Genomic DNA, 19,775 nt, shown 5'->3' on the forward strand with positions numbered 1-19,775 from the left:
TACAAGTGAAAAAGTAAGGGGTAAAAGCCTTTTTAAATTTTGTGATGAGCAGGTAAGAGGAATATTGAATATAATATGATAAATATGCAGAAGGAGAGAGGATAGTGATTAAAAAAGCAATCATTCCAGCTGCAGGTTATGGTACGAGAAGTCTTCCAATTACCAAAGTAGTCCCGAAAGAAATGTTTCCAATAGGGAATAAACCTGCGATTCATTATATTGTAGAAGAGGCTGTAAAATCAGGGATTGAGCAAATATTAATTGTGGTTTCAAAAAGAAAAAATTTAATAGTTGATTACTTTGATCATTCATTAGAGTTAGAAGCTTTCTTAGAAAGAGAACAAAAATCTTATTTATTAAAGAGTTTTGTGATTCCTGACATTCAAATACTATATACGAGACAGCCGTACGCGAGAGGCCTTGGTGAAGCGATAAAATTAGGTGAAGCATTCATTGGTAATGAACCTTTTGCTGTACTTTTGCCAGATGATATTATCATTTCGGATAAAGGTACTGCTTTAAATCAATTAATTAAGATATATAAAGAGACAAAAAGTAGTGTAATCGGCGTCCACACAGTACCAAATGAATTTTTAGATAAGTATGGGGTTGTGAAAGGCGATATGATAAAAGAGGGGTATATGGACATTACAAATATTGTTGAAAAACCAAAAATAAATCCCCCATCTAATATGGCGGTTATTGGAAGGTATGTTTTTACACCTGATATTTTTTCTTTGTTACAAAATGTGCAGCCTGGTGTCGGAGGTGAGTATCAACTAACCGATGCAATTCATTCTTTAATTGCTATCCAAAAAGTATATGGGAAAATTATCGATGGGAAGCGATTTGATATTGGACAAGAAAATGATTATGTTCATCTTCTTAATTATATACATGGAAAAAATAGAGCAAACACGAATTAAAAAACACTTATTCATGTAACAATTTATAAAGAAAGGGTTTACAGAAGTTACTTTGTTCTTTTTATTTTTCTGTAATGTATTTAGATTAAACATAGTAAAAGTACTCTAATTCTAGCGTAGAGAGTGTATTGATTTGAAAGAGGCTGATAGATTTATTTTTATACCAATATTCCAAAGAATGGGTGAATAAATCTTAGACCACTTTGGACAAACTTGTGTGTAGGGTAAAGCAGTAGCAGGACTAATCGACTTCATTCAAAAAGGGAAGTTTAAAAAAGAAGACAACATTTTATTCGTACATTCAGGTGGTTCACCAGCTTTGTATGCGAATACTTCTCTTTTTGTATAAGTAGATAAAAAGGAGGCATCGGAAATTTCCATGCTTCCTTTTTTTATGTACATGATTTTAAGTGTTTTCAGATGCAATGACAAGATTAAGTAAAATGAAAAAGGGTAGTATACGATAATAATAGTGAAACCGAAACATTACTAAAACTTGATTTTTTGGTTTCTTTTAATTACTATCGCTCCGTCTCAAAAAATTCAATCCATTCTCCATCAGGACCAGCGAAGAATATGTAACGTGTTCCGTCTGGCAATGTTTCAATTTCTTCTCCTAATAAAAAAGTTACTTGTAAATGTTTTAGCCTTTGAATTTCATCTTCTAAGGAATCTACTTTAAAGCAAATGTGATGTACTTTTCCTTCTGTTGGAAGAGAAGCGTTATAGCCTTCAATAAGTTCTAATATTGTTTCTTTTGATTCTTCTGCACCTAAAAAAGCAAGTTTTAGATTGGGATCGGGATGTCCCATACGTTTCAGCAGTTGTAATCCAACTACTTCTTTGTAAAAGGAAATCGAAGTTTCTAAGTTTGCAACCATAAGACCTACGTGTTCAATTCTTCTTACTGGCATATAGAATCCTTCTTTCTGAAAATTTTATATATATCATAATATGGAATGTTAAGAAAATAAGCAAGATATAAATCTTACAAATATTAGTGTGATATATGATATAGTGAGAAAGTATGTTTGGAGAGAAGGAAGGAGACGATTTTATGAATACAACTCAGCAAACTCCTTCATTAACGGAAACGATGAAAGAGTGGCATCAAGCGTTAGCTTATGAAATTAAACATTGGAAAACGATAGGTGGAAGTAATATTTCTATCATAAATGGTCGTTTTTTATATACAGATTATGAAAATACAGTTTACGTATTTCAGCTTATTTCGGAGGTCAGCTTACCTGAAGGTTCACCTATTCGAATTGAGTTCGACGGCGAGGAAGCGACCGGGGAAGTATTATCAGCACATGGGTTAGAAATAGAATTGAAATTAAATGATTATATTCAAGGTGAAATTAGAGAAGCTGTTTTATACAGTGAACCGTGGCAACTGTTAGAACAACTTCAGGAGCGATTAAAAGAAGCGAGAAAAGAAAAGCAGAAGCGTCAACGTATAAGACGTTTATTAGATGGAACGAACACGCCGAAGCATATTGAAAAAATGAAAAATCCGAAAAATGAATTAGCGTATCGAGCGTTTTACAATGCGACAACATACGTTTGGGGACCACCTGGAACAGGAAAGTCGTATAATTTATCACGGATTATTTCTGCTCATTATCAAAAAGGAAAATCGGTTCTTGTATTAGCGCATAGTAATGCGGCAGTGGACGTGTTAATGAGTGAAGTTACGAAGCAAATTGAGAAGAAAAATAAATGGACGCCAGGAGAAATTGTTCGTTATGGTTTTAGCCAACATGAACATATACGTAATCACGAGACATTACTTGCTTCAAGACTTGTAGAAACGACAAATGGTTCATGGGGGGAAGAAAGACTTTATTTAGAAGAGATGCGCCAAGATTTGCGCGAAAAAATACTATCTTATAAAGCGACTGCTTCTGATAAGAAACGCATGCAAGAAATTGAAAGTGATCTTCGAAAACAGAGAGCGAAAATGAAAGAAGTAGAAAGAGAGTATATTGAAAATGCACAAGTAATTGGTGCAACATTATCAAAATGCGCAATTGATGCGCTGATTTATGAACGTACATTTGATCTAGTTATAGTAGATGAAGTCAGTATGGCGTATGTTCCGCAAATTGCTTTAGCAGCTGCACTTGGAAAACGAATTGTCATCTGCGGAGATTTCTTGCAGTTGCCGCCAATCGCAATGGCGAACCATGAACTTGTTCGAAAATGGCTTTGTGAAGATATATTTTATCATGTGGGAATTGTAGAATCTGTCAATCAATCTGAAGCGCATCCGAATGTATATATGTTGCAGGAACAAAGACGGATGCATGCGGATATCGCGAAATTTACAAATTCATTTATATATAAAAATAGAGTCTATGATCATCCGTCTGTTTCAAAGCGTAAAGAACTAGCAAAGTTACAACCGTTCGCAAACGAGGCAACTGTTTTATTTGATACGAGCCTAATGGGGGCTTATTCTTTAAAAGATGCTGCTTCCGGATCGCGTTTTAATATGATGTCTGGCTTAGTGGCGATACAAATGATTTTAATTGGAGTATTAGATGGTGTTCAATCAATTGGTGTTGTGACGCCGTACCGAGCGCAATCTCGCTTTTTATCAACAGGTATAAGAGAGATGTTGCAAAAAACGAAATATCGGAATGTACCAGTTTTAGCAGCAACGGTTCATAAATTTCAAGGTTCTGAAAGGGATATGATAATATTTGATACGGTTGATAGTTACCCGCAAGAGCGCCCTGGTGTGCTATTTTTTGATCACAAAAATCATCGCCTTGTGAATGTGGCCGTAACAAGGGCGAGAGGGAAGTTCATTCAGCTGTCAGATTGTCAATATATGCGTAAAAATCTTTCAAGAAAACAAGCATTATCACAGTTAACCGCTCATATAGAGCGCCACGGAAATGTGTATGATCGCACAACATCACGTCAAATATGGGAGCGGAAAATTACGAAGCGCTTACGTTGGTTTATGGAAATGAATCTAGAGGAACCAAAAGGGGTACTAAAAGATATTTTGACGGCAAAACGAAAAATTGTTTTATCGTTGCCAAGTACAAGGAAAATTGATAAGAGAGTATGGCAAGCGTTAATGCGTACGAATGCACAAGTAACGATTTATAGTGATGGTTCTATTCCGCTAAAAAATGTAAGAGTACAAAGACAAAATAAATCGTTCCCGTTTTTAGTCATTGATGATGAAATCTTTTGGGCAGGAGCTCCGTTAACATCGCAAATGATGTTTGAAGGGAGTCCGGAATTTCCGTATATATGTGCAAGACTGGAAGCACCAGAAACAATTGGTGTATTAACAGGATTTTTAGATATTCGGTAAAATCAGATAGGAATTCCTTGACATTTACTCGGAATAACAATAGAATAAAAATAATTTAATATAATTTTGTGAAAATTCTTATCTCGAGAGGTGGAGGGACTGGCCCTATGAAGCCTCGGCAGCGGATTCTTTATGAATACTGTGCCAATTCCAGCAAGTAATAGACTTGAAAGATAAGAAAGAAGCGTAGTTTGAATGTATATGCGAAAGCCTCTTTCTATCTTTTAGGAAAGAGGCTTTTTTACGTGTAAATAAAAGGGGGAGTAAAGGAAATGGGAATAACAAAAGTAACATCACATCGTAACATCATTCAAGAGAGTATTGAAAAACATAAAGAAAAGTATATTCAAACAAGTCATGCTATTCATGCGAATCCTGAAATCGGTAATCAAGAATTCTTCGCATCTCGAACGTTAAGTTTACTACTCGGCAGCGCGGGATTTCAATTGCAACACAATATCGCTGGACATGAAACAGGATTTATTGCAAGAAAAAGTTCAGGAAAAGCAGGGCCTACCATCGCTTTTTTAGCAGAGTATGATGCATTGCCTGGACTAGGTCATGCTTGTGGTCATAATTTAATTGGAACAATTAGCGTGGCGGCGGCGATTGCTTTATCAGAAACGCTTGAAGAGATTGGCGGTGAGATTGTTGTGTTTGGCACGCCAGCGGAAGAAGGGGGACCAAATGGAAGTGCAAAAGCTAGCTATGTGAAAGCGGGATTATTTCATCATGTTGATGCGGCGCTTATGATTCATCCTAGTGGGAAAACAGCAACAACAAGTCCGTCTCTTGCGGTAGATCCACTTGATTTTCACTTTTACGGGAAATCAGCGCATGCAGCAGCTTCACCGGAGGAAGGGATTAATGCATTAGATGCCATCATTCAATTGTACAATGGCATTAATGCACTTCGCCAGCAGCTACCTACGGATGTGAAAATTCACGGTGTGATTACAGAAGGAGGAAAGGCTCCAAATATTATTCCAGATTATGCGGTGGCTCGTTTCTTTATTCGTGCAGCAACGCGGAAAAGATGTACAGAAGTGACGGAAAAGGTGAAAAATATTGCACAAGGAGCGGCATTAGCTACCGGGACAACAGTAAAAATAGATCCATTTCAAAATGAAATTGATGAGTTGCTTATAACAAAAACATTGAATGAAGTAGTTGCTGAAGAATTAGAATCGCTTGGAGAAAACGTGCATCGAAAAGAAAGATTTGGTATTGGCTCAACAGATGCAGGGAACGTCAGTCAAGTTGTTCCAACCATCCATCCATATATTAAAATTGGCCCAGACGATTTAATCGCTCATACAAATGAGTTTAGAGAAGCAGCTCGTTCTGAATTGGGAGATAAGGCGCTCATTACAGCTGCGAAAGCGCTCGCTTATACAGCATATCGTTTAATGACGGAAGAAGGAACGCTTGAGCAGGTGAAAGAAGAATTTAAAGAAGTGAAGAGAAATCAATAAAAGAACGGGAAAGAAGTTTGAAGGCATCTTTAAACTTCTTTCTTCTTTTGTAAAATATGAAATCAGCACAAAAGGAATCGAGTAGATTCATGAGAAAAAGAGAAAGAGTACGTACAGCGGGATTGTGTTGCTTATCATCCGAAGTTAAATGTTTTTTACGAAAAGCACGGATATAAATATCGAAAAAGGGTGAAAAAATAACTTTTCATTTAAAAGTATTTCTTATCATTCATTCTCTTATATCCTTTCAGTTGTTATTCAAAATATTACAGTAAAAAAGGAATATAAAATGTTTATGCAGAATATTTAGAAAACTAGGAGGTGTAAGAGAAATGGGGCAAATGGAATTAGAAAACAAAGTCTTAAAAGCTGGTGTAGGGAAAGGAATTATTGTTCGTTTTATTTTTGCTAGTTTTGTGGGAGTATTTATGTTTTTTGTGCCTGTAACAATGAATGGTACTTCATCTATTATGATTGACCATATTGTATCATGGATTCGATCAGCCGCTTCATTAGCTGTACCGTACTACGCTTTCGGTGTAATGGTAATTGGTGCGATTTATCCTTTTTACACGAAGAAATGGAAGGCATCATTTGTGGATATTTGTTTTTCTTTTTTGAAAGTGATTGGAGTTGTATTTGGGGCATTATATTGTTTGAAAGTCGGACCAACTTGGTTTTTTGCGCCGGATGTAGGCCCATTTTTGTATGAGAAGTTAGTTATATCAGTAAGTTTACTTGTTCCAATCGGTTCGGCATTTTTAGCACTATTAGTAGGATATGGCTTACTTGAATTCATCGGTACGTTTTGCCGACCAATTATGAGGCCATTATGGAAGACACCAGGGCGCTCTGCGATTGATGCGGTTGCTTCTTTTGTCGGAAGCTATTCGCTCGCTCTTCTCATTACGAATCGTGTTTTTAAAGAAGGAAAGTATACGATAAAGGAAGCGGCGATTATCGCAACTGGTTTTTCAACTGTATCTGCCACATTTATGATCATCATTGCAAAAACATTAAATATTATGTACATATGGAATTTATATTTTTGGACCACGCTTATCGTAACATTTATTGTAACCGCTATCACAGTCAGAATCCCACCACTTCGAACAAAACCAGATACATATATTACAAAAGAAGGATTTCCAGAGCCGATTTATAAGGAAAGGATGTTCGCACGCGCTTGGGAAGATGCGCTGGAAGTTTCGAAATCAGCACCGAGTCTACTGAAAAATATTGCAATCAATTTAAAAGATGGGTTCATTATGACAATGGGAATTTTACCATCTATTATGTCTGTTGGATTAATCGGAATCTTATTAGCAAAATATACACCAGTGTTTGATTGGATTAGCTATATATTTTATCCATTTATGTTATTGATGCAAGTTCCAGAAGCTGATTTGGCGGCGAAATCAGCTTCTGTTGGAATCGCTGAAATGTTTTTGCCATCTTTGCTCGTAACGAGTGCACCGCTCGTCACGAAATTTGTTATCGCAGTGGTCTCGGTATCTTCTATTCTCTTTTTCTCAGCTTCAATTCCTTGTATTTTATCTACAGATATTCCATTAAAGGTTTCTGAACTTATCATTTTATACGTAGAAAGAACAATTTTAACTGTACTCATTATTACGCCAATTGCCTATATATTGTTGTAACGAAAGGCTCACCAAAAGTGGGCCTTTTGAAAGTATTTGAAGGGAGTTTTACATATTTTCGCTATTTTAGGAAAGTCCAACTGCTAAGAGTTAACTATCAGTGAGGAGGAAGGAAAGCTTCATTGATTAAAGTTTCTCTTATTGCATACGCCTTTGAAGAACTGAAAAGGCTACGCCGTACAGATTAAGACAAATGCACGAAATACAAAAGCGCAGCGTGCTATTAAAGAGGGAATATTATGAAATGAAAGATAGCTATCAAATGGCTATGTAAGAGATGCGGTTGTATATAGTATCATTGTGAGGGAATGCCGCTTATAAAAGAACAGCTTCATCAAAAATTACATGCATATCAATAATGATACAAAAGTATATACGCCATAAAGGCAGAATGTATACCTTTTTTCTTACAAAATGGTATCTTCTTTTAGATACTTTTGTTTCATCATTCCCTTCTATAGAAAAATTCGTTACAATGGAGTAGTATGAAATACAATTTGTAAGTGTTTGATATGTAAAATGCTCCATAAATAAGAATGAATAAACAATCCTCTATTTGAATGAAAACCCTTTACTGCACATAGGCTAAAAAGTGCCTTCTTTCAAATAAATTCAAATGAAATAATTTACATATATTTTTTAGAAGTATGGATGATGCGCGGAGGCTAGTACAAATGGAACAAAAGAAGAAAAGTAAAAAAAGAAGAGTGTTACAAGTATTCTTGCTTATGATTAGCTCTATGATTCTCTTTGTAAGTTATGCAGCTTACGATATTTGGAGCTATCGATTTAAAACAGATAAGGTGGATACAGATGCTGCTGTTGTACTTGGAGCAGCTGCTTGGAACGGAAAACCATCTCCTGTATTTCGTGAACGAATTAACCATGCGATCTCCTTGTATCAGAACGGTAATATTAAAAAAATTATTTTTACAGGTGGAACAAAATTTGAAGCGGAACTGGAAGAAGCTCGTACTGCGAAAGCGTACGCATTGAAACGTAATGTAAAAGACGAAGATATTTTAATTGAAACAAAGTCACGTTTTACAGAAGATAATTTAAAAAATGCAAAACAGGTTGGTATGGAGCATGGATTGCAAACATACACGATTGTAAGTGACCCTCTTCATATGAAGCGAGCGATGCAAATTGCCAAGCATATAGGGATGGATGCATACGCGTCCCCGACACCTACGTCAGCATATAAGTCGCTAGATACAGAGATTCCTTTCTTTTTTAAAGAATTATGCTCCTATATTGGTTACATGACTTCTTTACCGATACGTGCATTAAAAGGAGAGTAGTATGAGAGAATTTCCTATCTTTTGATGGGAAGTTTTCTTATCGCTTTAAAACATTGTATTTTTATCGGAATAATGTAACAATGATTGTGGGATTTCATATAGTAGTTGAGAGAATGACAGTATGGAACTTTTATCCCGCTATTTTAGGGCAGCCCGATTGGTGAGGGCTCATAATCAGTGGGGGATGAAGAAAACCCCCACTGATTAAAGTTTCACTTTATGAATAGTATACGGTAGAAAGAGAAACGATTTTTTGATTATTTACATATAAGAAAAAGAAGAAAGAGTATACTTTCGCCAACGAATAGAAATTTTCGTTTCAATAACTCGAAATAAAGGGGATAGTAAGATGACAATTTCATTTGTAGAAACAGAAGAACAATCTTTATGGATTGAAAAGATACAGAAGTTTCTTCCAAAGTTTCAGGAAAGGGAGTGTGAACTTCGTGAATTAGGCTCTTTTCCGTTTGAGAATATAAACGAGTTAAAAGATATCGGTTATACAACTTTAACGCTTCCGAAAGACTGCGGGGGACAAGAGATTTCGCTCTATGATTTTGTTTTATATCAAGAGAAAATTGCAGAAGGAGATGGAGCGACTGCTTTATCAATTGGATGGCATCTTGGTATCGTGAAAGAACTTACGGAAAATCAATCTTGGAAGCCGGATATGTTCGCATGGTTTTGTGAGGAAGTGAAGAAAGGTGCCCTTTTTAATCGAGCCGCGACAGAACGAAAGACAGGAAGCCCGACACGTGGCGGGCGACCAGAAACGTTAGCGGTGAAAAAGGGTGAAAAGTGGATTATAAACGGAAGAAAGACATTTACAACGATGGCGCCAATGCTTGATTATTTCATTATTTCTGCAAGTATTGAAGGACGGGAGGAGATTGGAGAGTTTGTCGTTCCAAGAGCACAAAAAGGTGTTTCCATTGAAGAAACATGGGATAGTGTTGCGATGCGGGGAACAGCGAGTCATGATCTCGTATTGCGAAATGTAGAAATTTCTGATAAATATTTTACGGATATAAAAGGATCGCAATCAAAACCAAAAGGAGTGGGATGGTTACTTCATATACCGGCATGTTATTTAGGAATTGCACAAGCTGCTCGGAACTATGCGCTCCGGTTTGCTGAATCGTATCAACCGAATAGTTTAAAGCATCCAATCAGCTCACTGCCCAATATTAGAAGATTAGTAGGAGAGTTAGAACTTGAATTGATGCAAGCTCGTATGTTTCTATATCAAATAGCAAAAAAGTATGATGAAGTTGATGATAAGCAGTCCTTACAAGCAGAATTAGCAGCGGCGAAATATATTGCAACGAATGCAGCAATTTCCGTTGTTGATAAAGCGATGCGCATTGTTGGTGCGAAAAGTTTATCAGAAAAAAATCCATTACACCGTTATTATTTAAATGTGAGGGCAGGATTACACAATCCACCAATGGATGATGTGACAATCTCATTGATGGCTAATTCTGCTTTTCACTCAATAGGATAAGAGAAAAATAGGCATCTAAAAAGGGGAATACATTTGTCCTTTTTAGATGCTATCTTTTATTAAGAGTGCACTTTTACATGAGGGATGATGGTATCATAAAGGTAGTGGGAAGAAGTTAGTTTAATATGCTACGATTATTCATCCTTTTTGATTATAAGGATTTAAAAATCTTTCTTTTGCAATATCATTTTGATGTTTTATTAGAGAAAGCTATGTTTCTGCATAGTACTCCTGTATAATAGGAATGAAAAAGTACGAAACGAGGTATGTTCATGCTGGAAGTCATTGCAACTTGTCTAGAAGATGTGAAACGAATTGAAAAAGCTGGCGGAAATCGAATAGAACTGATTGCAGCATATACGGAAGGTGGATTGACGCCTAGTTATGCATTGATAAAAGCGGCGGTGGAGGCAGTAAATATACCTATTCACGTTATGATTCGTCCTCATGCAAAATCATTTATATATACACAAGAAGAAATTGAATTAATGAAAGAAGATATTCAAATTGCACAAAGCCTTGGGGTAGCAGGGGTTGTACTCGGTGTACTAACGGAAGAAAACAAGATTGACGAAGAGAAACTAGCGGACTTATTGTCTGTGGTGGATGGAGTAAATGTAACGTTTCACCGTGCTATCGATGAGGTAGAGGATCTAGTAGGAGCGGTAGAAATATTGCGAAAGTTCGATAAAGTTACGCATATTTTAACTTCTGGTGGTACTGGATATATTGTAGAAAATATTCCTGTTCTTGCTGAAATGAAAAAAGCAAGTGAGGAAGAGATCGAGCTAATTATTGGTAGCGGTGTGACGCGAGAAAATATCGAGAAATTGCTACATGATACAGGAATTAAGCAAGTGCACGTAGGTACTGCTGCTCGCGAAGGAAAATCTTGTTTTGCTGAAATTGATCAAAATGCAATTCGAAGTCTATTAAATGTAATAGTATAATGATAGGAGAGTAGCGAGAAAATGGAAAAAGATAAGAAGAAAGATACAAAAAAAGAATTGATTTCATGGATTAAAACAATAGCAATTACATTAGGACTTGTTTTTATTATTCGAGAAGTTTTATTTATTCCTTCACTTGTACAAGGTGAATCGATGATGCCAACTTTAGAAAATAATGAACGTGTTCTAGTGAATAAAATTGGATACAATATAAAAGGATTAGAGCGTTTTGATATTGTTATTTTCCATGGAAAAGAAGGTTATGATTTAGTGAAACGAGTAATTGGCTTACCTGGTGATACAATTGAATATAAAAATGATGTTTTATATGTAAATGGAAAACCAGTTGATGAACCATATTTGGCAAAGTATAAAAAGAAAGCAAATGGAATATTAACACCTGACTTTACATTAGAACAAATTACAGGAAAAACGAAAGTGCCGAAAGGACAAGTTTTTGTATTAGGGGATAACCGTAAAGTTTCAAAAGATGGTCGTATGTTTGGATTTATTTCGGAGGATGAAATTGTCGGAAAAGGCGAAGCGGTCTTTTGGCCAGTGCAACATATAAGAGCATTATAAAAAAGCAGGAGTCTTTGACTTCTGCTTTTTGTTTGCTTTACTGAAATAGATTCAGAGAGTAATCTTTGTGAAATTTCAAGAAATATTGTATAAATTGAAAGAATGTTTTATAATTTCAAATTATACGTTTATTTCGAAAGATGGGATTGTAGTTCCATTTTTCAGAACTTAGGGGAGTTAAGATGAGTATAAACAAAACAGCGATAAAAACCATGGATATTTTAGCATTATTTTATGAACATGAAGAGTTAACATTAACGGAGATGGTTCAGCTTGCAGGAATGCCAAAGACAACGGTGCATCGTTTAATTGGATCGCTTGAAGAAATGGAATTTTTACAGAAAACAGTGAGAGGAAGCTATCGGCTCGGTTTTATATTTTTACGTTTTGGACAACTTGTGTCAAAGCGATTATCTGTACGAAATATTGCCAAACCGCATATGAAACGACTAAGGAATCGTCTTGGACAAGCTGTTAATTTAATTATTCAAGATGGCAATGAAGCGATTTATATTGAAAAGATAGATGGAGATAAGCCTGTTCGAGTCTATACAGAAATCGGGAAACGAGCACCTTTATATGCTGGAGCATGTCCACGCATTTTATTGTCTTATTTTTCAGAAGAAGAGCAAAAGAAATATATAGAGGAAACGAATTTAGAACGATTTGCAGATGGAACAATCGTTCATAAAGAGCGATTGTTAGAAGTGCTGCGTGCTGCAAAGAATAAGGGGTATACAATAAGCTATTCTGAATTGGAAAATCATACCGCGGCTATTGCAGCACCAATATTGGCAGCTGATGGGGAAGTAGTGGCAGGAATTAGTATCTCAGGATTAGCAATCGAGTATAACGAAACAACGATTCCGAAGTTTATTACAGAAATACAAGAAACCGCACAAAATATTTCAAAAGAACTTGGCTGGAGGGAAGAGAAAGAAGGGGCATGATGAAATTTTCAGCATTGGGAGATCAAGCAGTAGTTGTGACATTTGGAGAAAGAATTCGTATAGAAGTATATAAGAAAGTGCAAAAGTTATTTCAATTATTAAACAAAAAGCCATTTATAGGAATGATTGAGTGTGTACCATCTTTTACATCTTTAGCGGTTTATTATGATTTGTATACAGTTTGGAAACATAATGAAAGCAATGCAATGCCATATGACTACATATGTAATTATATCCGTGATTTGTTCTTAAGTTGTGAGAAGACGATAAGAAAAGTAGAGGATTCTATTTTCATACCTGTTTGTTACGGTGGACAATATGGTCCGGATTTAGAAGATGTTGCCGCATATCATAATTTGCAGGTAGAGGATGTAATCCGCATCCATAGCGAGGTAACTTATTTTGTTTATATGCTAGGCTTTACGCCGGGGTTCCCATATTTGGGCGGGTTACCGAGCGAGCTAGAAACACCAAGAAAAGAAACACCATGTTTACAAATCGCACCAGGTTCGGTCGGAATCGGCGGAAGTCAAACAGGCATCTATCCATTAGAAACACCAGGAGGTTGGCATATTATTGGCCGAACACCTATTTCTTTATTTCAGCCACATGAAAATCCGCCTACATATGTACAAAGTGGAATGTATTTACGATTTATCCCAATAACAGAAGAAGAGTATGTAGCTTTAGAGGGAGATTAGACATGAATGTAGAGGTTTTACATGCTGGAATGTTTACAACTGTTCAAGATATAGGGAGATATCATTATCAACAATATGGTGTTCCTGTTGGCGGTGCCATGGATCGGATGGCATTGCGAATTGCAAATATATTAGTGGGGAATAAAGAGAATGAAGCAGGATTAGAAATTACAATGATGGGTCCAAAACTGCTTATTAAAAAGACAACGTTACTTGCAACTGGGGGAGCGGATATAGGGGCTGTATTAAATGGGGAGCCTATTCCATTATGGCGGCCGATTGTAGCAAAAGAAGGAAGTATGCTTTGCTTTAGGAGGGGGGAATTTGGGTGTAGAACATATGTTGCATTTGCAGGTGGAATTGATGTAGCATGCAGTATGGGAAGTAAAAGTACATATGTGCGTGCTTCTATAGGAGGAATCGAAGGAAGAGCGCTAAAGAAAGGGGATCAGTTACAAATTGGAATCCCTTCCTCTGTTGCAACTTGTATGATAGAGAAATTGTTAGATGAAAAAAGAATATATACGCAATGGGGAGTATGTAGACATATACTACCAAAATATAGTCGTTATCCAGTCATTCGCATTATAACTGATTTTGAATGGAATGAATTTAGTAAAGAAAGCCAGGCCTCCTTTTTTACAAAGGAATATAAGGTATCTCATTATGCTGATCGCATGGGGTATCGTTTGAAAGGTGAGCATTTAAAGAGAATAGAAGATTATGAGGTTTTATCGAGCGCTGTAACATTTGGAACGGTTCAAGTGCCACCAGGTGGACAACCTATTATTTTAATGGCTGATAGACAAACGACGGGTGGATACCCGCGAATCGGAAATGTTATTTCCGTTGACTTGCCTATTTTAGCACAATTAAAGCCAAGTGATTATGTTACATTTGTCCAAACTTCCATGGAAGAAGCAGCGGCGCTTTACATAGAGCAAGAAAGAAATGTAAGGCTATTACAAAAATTTATCAATCTACAAGAATAGGAGAGGAAGAGAGGAATGATTTCTATTGATTTAAATTGTGATTTAGGAGAAGGATTTGGAGCATATCAAATTGGAAATGATGATGCCATTCTTCCGTTTGTTTCATCTGTAAATATCGCATGTGGTTTTCATGCAGGTGATCCATCTATTATGCGACAAACAGTTGAAAAAGCATTGCAACATGATGTGGAGATAGGTGCTCACCCTGGTTTTCCGGATTTAATTGGATTCGGTAGAAGGATAATAGGAGTGTCACCAGATGAAGTATATAACTATGTTGTATATCAAATAGGGGCGTTAGATGGATTTGTAAGAGCGGCGGGAGGAAAGATGCATCATGTAAAACCACATGGCGCGCTCTATAATATGGCTGCTACTAACTTAGAAATTGCAGAAGCAATTGCAAGAGCCATTCATGATATAAATCCAAAGTTATATTTGTATGGCTTAGCCAATAGCGCATTTATACAAGCTGTAAAAAAATACGAATTACGTCTTGTACAAGAAGCTTTTGCCGATCGTACCTATCAACCCGATGGGACATTAACGAGCCGTACCGAGAAGTATGCGCTTATTAAAAATGAAGAGACGGCAATCCATCAAGTGTTACAGATGGTACAAGAAGGTAAGATAAAGGCTATGGATGGAACGGTTATTACGATGCATCCACAAACGATTTGTTTGCATGGTGATGGTGAGAAAGCTGTGCAATTTGCGGAGAGAATATACAGAACATTTAGGCTAAATGGTATTTTTGTTTGTGCACCTAAATAATACAAGGAGATGATAGAGATGGTGAAGTTAATAGGGATATTGCTTGTTGCTGTAGGATTTTTATTTCGCTTAAATACATTGCTAGTTGTTATGGTAGCAGGAGTTGTAACAGGTATGGTGTCGGGGATGAGTTTTTATGAGGTTATAAGCATGTTTGGAACATTTTTTATAGAGAACAGATATATGTCTATGCCTATTTTGTTGACTCTTCCGGTGATCGGTATATTAGAGCGATATGGGTTAAAGGAACGAGCAGAAGCATTGATTACGAAATCGAAAGGAGCTACAACTGGGAGAGTACTTATGTCCTATTTTACCATTCGGGAAGCTTCAGCGGCAGTAGGTCTTAATATTGGTGGGCATGCACAAACAGTAAGACCCTTAGTTGCACCGATGGCAGAAGGGGCTGCGCAAGGACGATATGGAAAGCTTCCTGAAACATTGAAAGAGAAAATTAAAGCGAATGCGGCGGCAGCGGAAAATACAGCATGGTTTTTTGGGGAAGATATTTTCATCGCAACGGGTGCTATTTTATTAATGAAAGGTTTTTTTGACTCTGTAGGAATGCATGTAGGTGTTTGGGATATGGCACTATGGGGAATTCCGACGGCTCTTTCAGCCTTTTTTGTCAGTTGGGTTCGATTTAGACAGTTTGATAAACAAATTGCAGTTGTTATGAAAAAAGAAAAACAACCAAGTAAGGAGGTAATGTAGAGTGAGCCTTATTACGCTAGATACAATTTATTATTTGTTAGGATTTATTGTAGCTTTTATAGCTATTCGCGTGGCATTTGATAAACAGCATCCAAATCGGATTGGCTCTAGTTTATTTTGGGCATTATTTTCTATTACATTTCTATTTGGAAAAATAATCGCTCCTTTTTACATTGGTTGTATGGTGTTAGTGATGGTTATTTTAGCATCTATCAATAAAGTAACGAAATCAAATGAGAAAGAAGCTCCTACTGAAGAACGTGTAAAACAGGCAGAAAAACTTAAAAATAAAATCTTTCTACCAGCAATTTTAATCCCGATTTTTACAATCGTTGGTACATTGACATTAGGTAAAATGAAATTTGGAAATGTGTCTTTAGTAGACCCTGAAAAAGTAACATTAATTGCATTAGCATTAGGAGCATTGCTTGCTTTCGCTATGGCAATGGGAATTACAAAGGCGAAAATGACGGCGCCTGTACAAGAAGGAAGTAGACTATTACAAGCTGTCGGCTGGGCTGTGATTTTGCCACAAATGTTAGCGGCGCTTGGTGGGATTTTTTCAAAGTCAGGTGTTGGACAAGTTGTTTCTGATTTAGTTGGTCAAGTGTTGCCGACAGAATATCCATTTATTGCTGTGATGGCGTATTGTTTAGGGATGATGTTATTTACAGTTGTAATGGGAAATGCCTTTGCTGCTTTTGCTGTAATTACAGGTGGAATAGGGCTGCCTTTAATCGTTCAAATGCATGGCGGTAATCCGGCTATTATGGCAGCACTTGGTATGTTTGCAGGATATTGTGGAACATTGTTAACGCCAATGGCAGCCAACTTTAATATTGTCCCAGCAATGTTATTAGAGTTAAAAGATAAAAATGCAGTCATTAAGGCACAAGCACCGATTGCTATTACTATTTTTGTAATCAATATGTTAATTATGTACGGACTTGTATATCACTTTTAATAGGGAGTGTTGTAGATGAAAACGGTATTGTTAACAGGGTTTGACCCTTTTGGAGGAGAAAAAATCAATCCTGCGTGGGAAGTAGCCAAAGCATTACATGAAAAAGAAGGAAATGGATATAAGGTAATTAGCAAACAGATTCCAACAGTATTTCATAAGTCAATCGAACAGCTAGAGTCATATATAGATGAGTTTAATCCAGAACTAATCATTTGCATTGGACAAGCTGGAGGAAGGGCTGATATAACAGTAGAGCGTGTTGCAATTAATGTCGATGATGCAAGGATTCCAGATAATGAGAATTATCAACCAATCGATGTTCCAATTATAGAAGATGGGCCTGTTGCATATTGGTCGACACTTCCTATAAAGGCGATTGTAAAGAAACTTCGGGAGGAAGGAATACCAGCTTCTGTATCACAAACTGCTGGTACTTTTGTTTGTAACCACCTTTTCTATGGACTGATGCATCGATTAGCGATAAAGAATAAAAGTACGCGCGGTGGCTTTGTACATATTCCATTTCTTCCTGAGCAAGCTAGTCTTCATGCTAATCAGCCAAGCATGTCGCTTTCTACGATTATAGCGGGTATCCAATTATTAATTGAAGTTGCATTACAAGTGGAAAAAGATATTGTAGAGTGCGGGGGAACTACACATTAAGACAATGATAACTGGTATAATGTAGAAAGAAATCTACATAGAGGTGAGAGTTATGCAACAATACGAAGAAGTTCGCTCCATTCTAGAAAATGCAAAGAAAATAACGGTATTAACTGGCGCAGGTGCAAGTACAGAAAGTGGAATACCTGATTTTCGCTCAGCAAATGGATTATATGCGGATGCAAAAGTAGAAATGTATTTATCGAGGGGATATTATAATCGCGATCCGAAAGAATTTTGGAAACATTATAAAGAGATTTTTCAAATTCGTACATTTCATCAATATAAGCCGAATCGTGGACATATATTTTTAGCAAAGTTAGAAGAAGAAGGAAAAGATGTGACTATATTAACACAAAATATTGATGGCTTACACCAATTAGGTGGTAGTAAACATGTAATCGATTTACATGGAACATTGCAAACAGCGCATTGTCCGAAATGTAAAACGAAATACGATTTACAATATATGATTCATCATGAAGTACCGCGCTGTGAAATGTGTAATTTTATTTTAAATCCAGATGTTGTTTTATATGGCGATACACTGCCACAATATCAAAATGCACTTCAACGTTTATATGAAACGGATGTATTATTAGTTATGGGAACGTCCTTAAAAGTACAACCAGTTGCATCATTTCCGCAAATTGCAAAGAGAGAAGTAGGAGCAACAACCATTTTAGTAAACGAGGAATTAACGGGGCAAGAACATCATTTCGATTATGTATTTCAGCTTAAGATTGGTGACTTTGCAAAGAGAATGTAAAAAATTCACGCACTCCTTTTTCAAAAGCAAAATTAATAGACGAAGTGAAAACAGTAGAATATCTCATCTATCTTTCTAGCGAAATCTTACGCCGATGAATTCAAAGGAGATTAAATGGAGGAGAAGTTACGAATGCATTCGCACGTGCGGAAAACAAGGTGAATTTCGAGAACGAACAATACAAGGCCAGTTGCAGCGTGCCAGCGTATTAAAAATAATCTATGTAATCAGCATCTAGAATACTGTGTATCTGCCTCAAGCTATTGAACATATGAAGAAGATTGGTGAATACCGAGAAGAGTTGCCTCCTCATATCACAATGGCTGGGAGCATATTAATTTTCTAGGTGCATACAACCTTGCTGCTGTCAGCACCCCCTCATTCATTAGGATATAAAAATGCCCTGATTTCCTGCTTATCGTAAGGAAATCAGGGGGTTATCTCTCAAAAGATACCTTAGCGTATGCTAAGATTCTTTCAACATAAAGATTGTTGATAACTTGTACGTGTCAGTAATATCATCTAGCTGTAGAGTGCCGAAAAAAAGTAACGAAAGAGAACCGCAACACTGCCTAAAACTAGGGCGCTTATCACATCCACAAACACACAAAATGAAGAAGCCTTCTTCATTCGTTGTTGCTCTTTAATTTGTTCAGCAATAGCTGCAACATGAATACACTCCATATATAGGTCGTTAGCATCTGTTTTTTTCACGCTAACTTTTATACTTGTATACTCAAAATTCCTTTGATTTGTTTTTTGATGGCAAAACATGTTTCTCTATTCTTTCATATAGAGTAAGAAATTGTTTGATAAAAGAAGATTTTGGTACTAACCAATACGAAAATAACGCTGAAACACATCCTATTAAAGACCCTATTGCAACATCAAAAGGATAATGAACTCCTACCCAAATACGAGAAATCGCTACACAAAATGCAAGGATAAGCCATAACCATCCAGTCTTTTTACGAACAAGCCAAAACGAAAAACAAATCGAAAAAAAGAGAATCGTATGGTCACTAGGGAATGAATTATCTACAGCATGGTCGACAAGTTTATTAACATTAGGCAATACTGCAAACGGTTGATAATTCAAATGAAATTTCCCTGCTATTTTTCCAATCACCTCAGCAATCACAAAAGCAACCATCGCTTGAATAACCATCATCCTACTTTTTCTGACCCCGGTAAACCAATAAGCTATAATAATTAAACCAAAAATATATACCATATATTCTGCCAAAAATACCATGGCTGAGTTTAGGAATGAATATTGTTTACCTAAATCATTAATTGCTCGAAAAATATCAATATTGAATTGAGAAAAAGACATTTTCAAATCCCTCCTTTATAGTAAGGTGTTTAACCAATTGCTCTATCCCTTCATTACATGAATAGTTTTGATTATTGTATCCATCTAAACATACCAACCTTCTTGTACGCTTATAATTTTATTATAGGAAAAGAGGTTTAAATGGGACTTAACTACTTCTTAATTATTTCTTA

18 protein-coding genes, 2 pseudogenes and 1 riboswitch are annotated in these 19,775 nt (G+C 36.4%); of the genes and pseudogenes, 18 read left to right on the forward strand and 2 right to left on the reverse strand.

The genetic code is table 11. The features are described from left to right. The first annotated feature begins 104 nt into the window (after positions 1–104). Both MR056_RS14335 and MR056_RS14340 read left to right on the forward strand, forming a co-directional pair. Positions 105–926, forward strand: a complete 822-nt coding sequence (locus tag MR056_RS14335; RefSeq protein ID WP_087098818.1) for a UTP--glucose-1-phosphate uridylyltransferase — start codon at positions 105–107, stop codon at positions 924–926. A 223-nt stretch (positions 927–1,149) separates the two neighbouring features. Beyond that, positions 1,150–1,275: pseudogene (locus MR056_RS14340) on the forward strand (D-cysteine desulfhydrase); the annotation flags it as partial. A gap of 172 nt (positions 1,276–1,447) precedes the next feature. On the opposite strand, the gene MR056_RS14345 reads toward MR056_RS14340, so the two are convergent. Beyond that, positions 1,448–1,840, reverse strand: a complete 393-nt coding sequence (locus tag MR056_RS14345; protein WP_012094531.1) for a VOC family protein — start codon at positions 1,838–1,840, stop codon at positions 1,448–1,450. Between the two features lie 113 nt (positions 1,841–1,953). Between MR056_RS14345 and MR056_RS14350 the strand changes: the two genes are divergently transcribed. The 16 genes and pseudogenes from MR056_RS14350 to MR056_RS22705 form a co-directional block, all read left to right on the forward strand. Beyond that, positions 1,954–4,263, forward strand: a complete 2,310-nt coding sequence (locus tag MR056_RS14350) for an AAA domain-containing protein (protein ID WP_012094530.1) — start codon at positions 1,954–1,956, stop codon at positions 4,261–4,263. A gap of 75 nt (positions 4,264–4,338) precedes the next feature. Then, positions 4,339–4,443, forward strand: a riboswitch (SAM riboswitch). 92 nt (positions 4,444–4,535) lie between these two features. Then, complete coding sequence (locus MR056_RS14355; RefSeq protein ID WP_048724378.1) at positions 4,536–5,738, forward strand: M20 family metallopeptidase; 1,203 nt, start codon at positions 4,536–4,538, stop codon at positions 5,736–5,738. A gap of 332 nt (positions 5,739–6,070) precedes the next feature. Continuing rightward, positions 6,071–7,399 (forward strand): YjiH family protein, encoded by a 1,329-nt coding sequence (locus tag MR056_RS14360; RefSeq protein ID WP_012094528.1) that lies wholly within the window; start codon positions 6,071–6,073, stop codon positions 7,397–7,399. Positions 7,400–8,073: 674 nt separating this feature from the next. Then, the gene (locus MR056_RS14365) at positions 8,074–8,703 is read left to right on the forward strand and encodes a YdcF family protein (RefSeq protein ID WP_012094526.1); all 630 of its coding nucleotides are present in this window, start codon (positions 8,074–8,076) and stop codon (positions 8,701–8,703) included. A gap of 349 nt (positions 8,704–9,052) precedes the next feature. Continuing rightward, entirely contained in the window at positions 9,053–10,207 is a 1,155-nt protein-coding gene (locus MR056_RS14370) for an acyl-CoA dehydrogenase family protein (protein WP_012094525.1), read from the forward strand. Between the two features lie 272 nt (positions 10,208–10,479). Continuing rightward, entirely contained in the window at positions 10,480–11,157 is a 678-nt protein-coding gene (locus MR056_RS14375; protein ID WP_012094524.1) for a copper homeostasis protein CutC, read from the forward strand. Positions 11,158–11,178: 21 nt separating this feature from the next. After that, positions 11,179–11,739 (forward strand): signal peptidase I, encoded by a 561-nt coding sequence (gene lepB, locus MR056_RS14380; protein WP_012094523.1) that lies wholly within the window; start codon positions 11,179–11,181, stop codon positions 11,737–11,739. Positions 11,740–11,921: 182 nt separating this feature from the next. Beyond that, positions 11,922–12,689, forward strand: a complete 768-nt coding sequence (locus MR056_RS14385) for an IclR family transcriptional regulator (RefSeq protein WP_012094522.1) — start codon at positions 11,922–11,924, stop codon at positions 12,687–12,689. Beyond that, a complete protein-coding gene (pxpB, locus tag MR056_RS14390; protein ID WP_012094521.1) occupies positions 12,689–13,390 on the forward strand; it encodes a 5-oxoprolinase subunit PxpB in 702 nt (233 codons plus the stop codon). The genes MR056_RS14385 and pxpB overlap by 1 nt, the downstream gene beginning before the upstream one ends. Positions 13,391–13,392: 2 nt before the next feature. Continuing rightward, a complete protein-coding gene (locus MR056_RS14395; protein ID WP_048724372.1) occupies positions 13,393–14,382 on the forward strand; it encodes a 5-oxoprolinase subunit C family protein in 990 nt (329 codons plus the stop codon). Between the two features lie 15 nt (positions 14,383–14,397). Continuing rightward, a complete protein-coding gene (gene pxpA / locus MR056_RS14400) occupies positions 14,398–15,156 on the forward strand; it encodes a 5-oxoprolinase subunit PxpA (protein ID WP_012094519.1) in 759 nt (252 codons plus the stop codon). An 18-nt stretch (positions 15,157–15,174) separates the two neighbouring features. Further along, positions 15,175–15,870: a DUF969 domain-containing protein gene (locus tag MR056_RS14405; protein WP_048724370.1), complete on the forward strand. Its 696-nt coding sequence runs from the start codon at positions 15,175–15,177 to the stop codon at positions 15,868–15,870. A gap of 1 nt (position 15,871) precedes the next feature. Next, positions 15,872–16,834 (forward strand): DUF979 domain-containing protein, encoded by a 963-nt coding sequence (locus tag MR056_RS14410; RefSeq protein WP_012094518.1) that lies wholly within the window; start codon positions 15,872–15,874, stop codon positions 16,832–16,834. 15 nt (positions 16,835–16,849) lie between these two features. Next, complete coding sequence (gene pcp / locus MR056_RS14415) at positions 16,850–17,497, forward strand: pyroglutamyl-peptidase I (protein WP_012094517.1); 648 nt, start codon at positions 16,850–16,852, stop codon at positions 17,495–17,497. A 52-nt stretch (positions 17,498–17,549) separates the two neighbouring features. Continuing rightward, positions 17,550–18,266, forward strand: coding sequence for an NAD-dependent protein deacylase (locus MR056_RS14420; RefSeq protein ID WP_012094516.1), 717 nt, complete (start codon positions 17,550–17,552; stop codon positions 18,264–18,266). A 47-nt stretch (positions 18,267–18,313) separates the two neighbouring features. Then, a pseudogene (locus tag MR056_RS22705) lies at positions 18,314–18,662 on the forward strand (Tn3 family transposase); the annotation flags it as partial. A gap of 340 nt (positions 18,663–19,002) precedes the next feature. On the opposite strand, the gene MR056_RS14425 reads toward MR056_RS22705, so the two are convergent. Further along, the gene (locus tag MR056_RS14425) at positions 19,003–19,602 is read right to left on the reverse strand and encodes an undecaprenyl-diphosphatase (RefSeq protein ID WP_012094515.1); all 600 of its coding nucleotides are present in this window, start codon (positions 19,600–19,602) and stop codon (positions 19,003–19,005) included. Positions 19,603–19,775 lie beyond the last annotated feature (173 nt).

It is taken from the genome of Bacillus cereus group sp. BfR-BA-01360 (assembly GCF_022663595.1).
Lineage (GTDB): Bacteria > Bacillota > Bacilli > Bacillales > Bacillaceae_G > Bacillus_A > Bacillus_A cytotoxicus.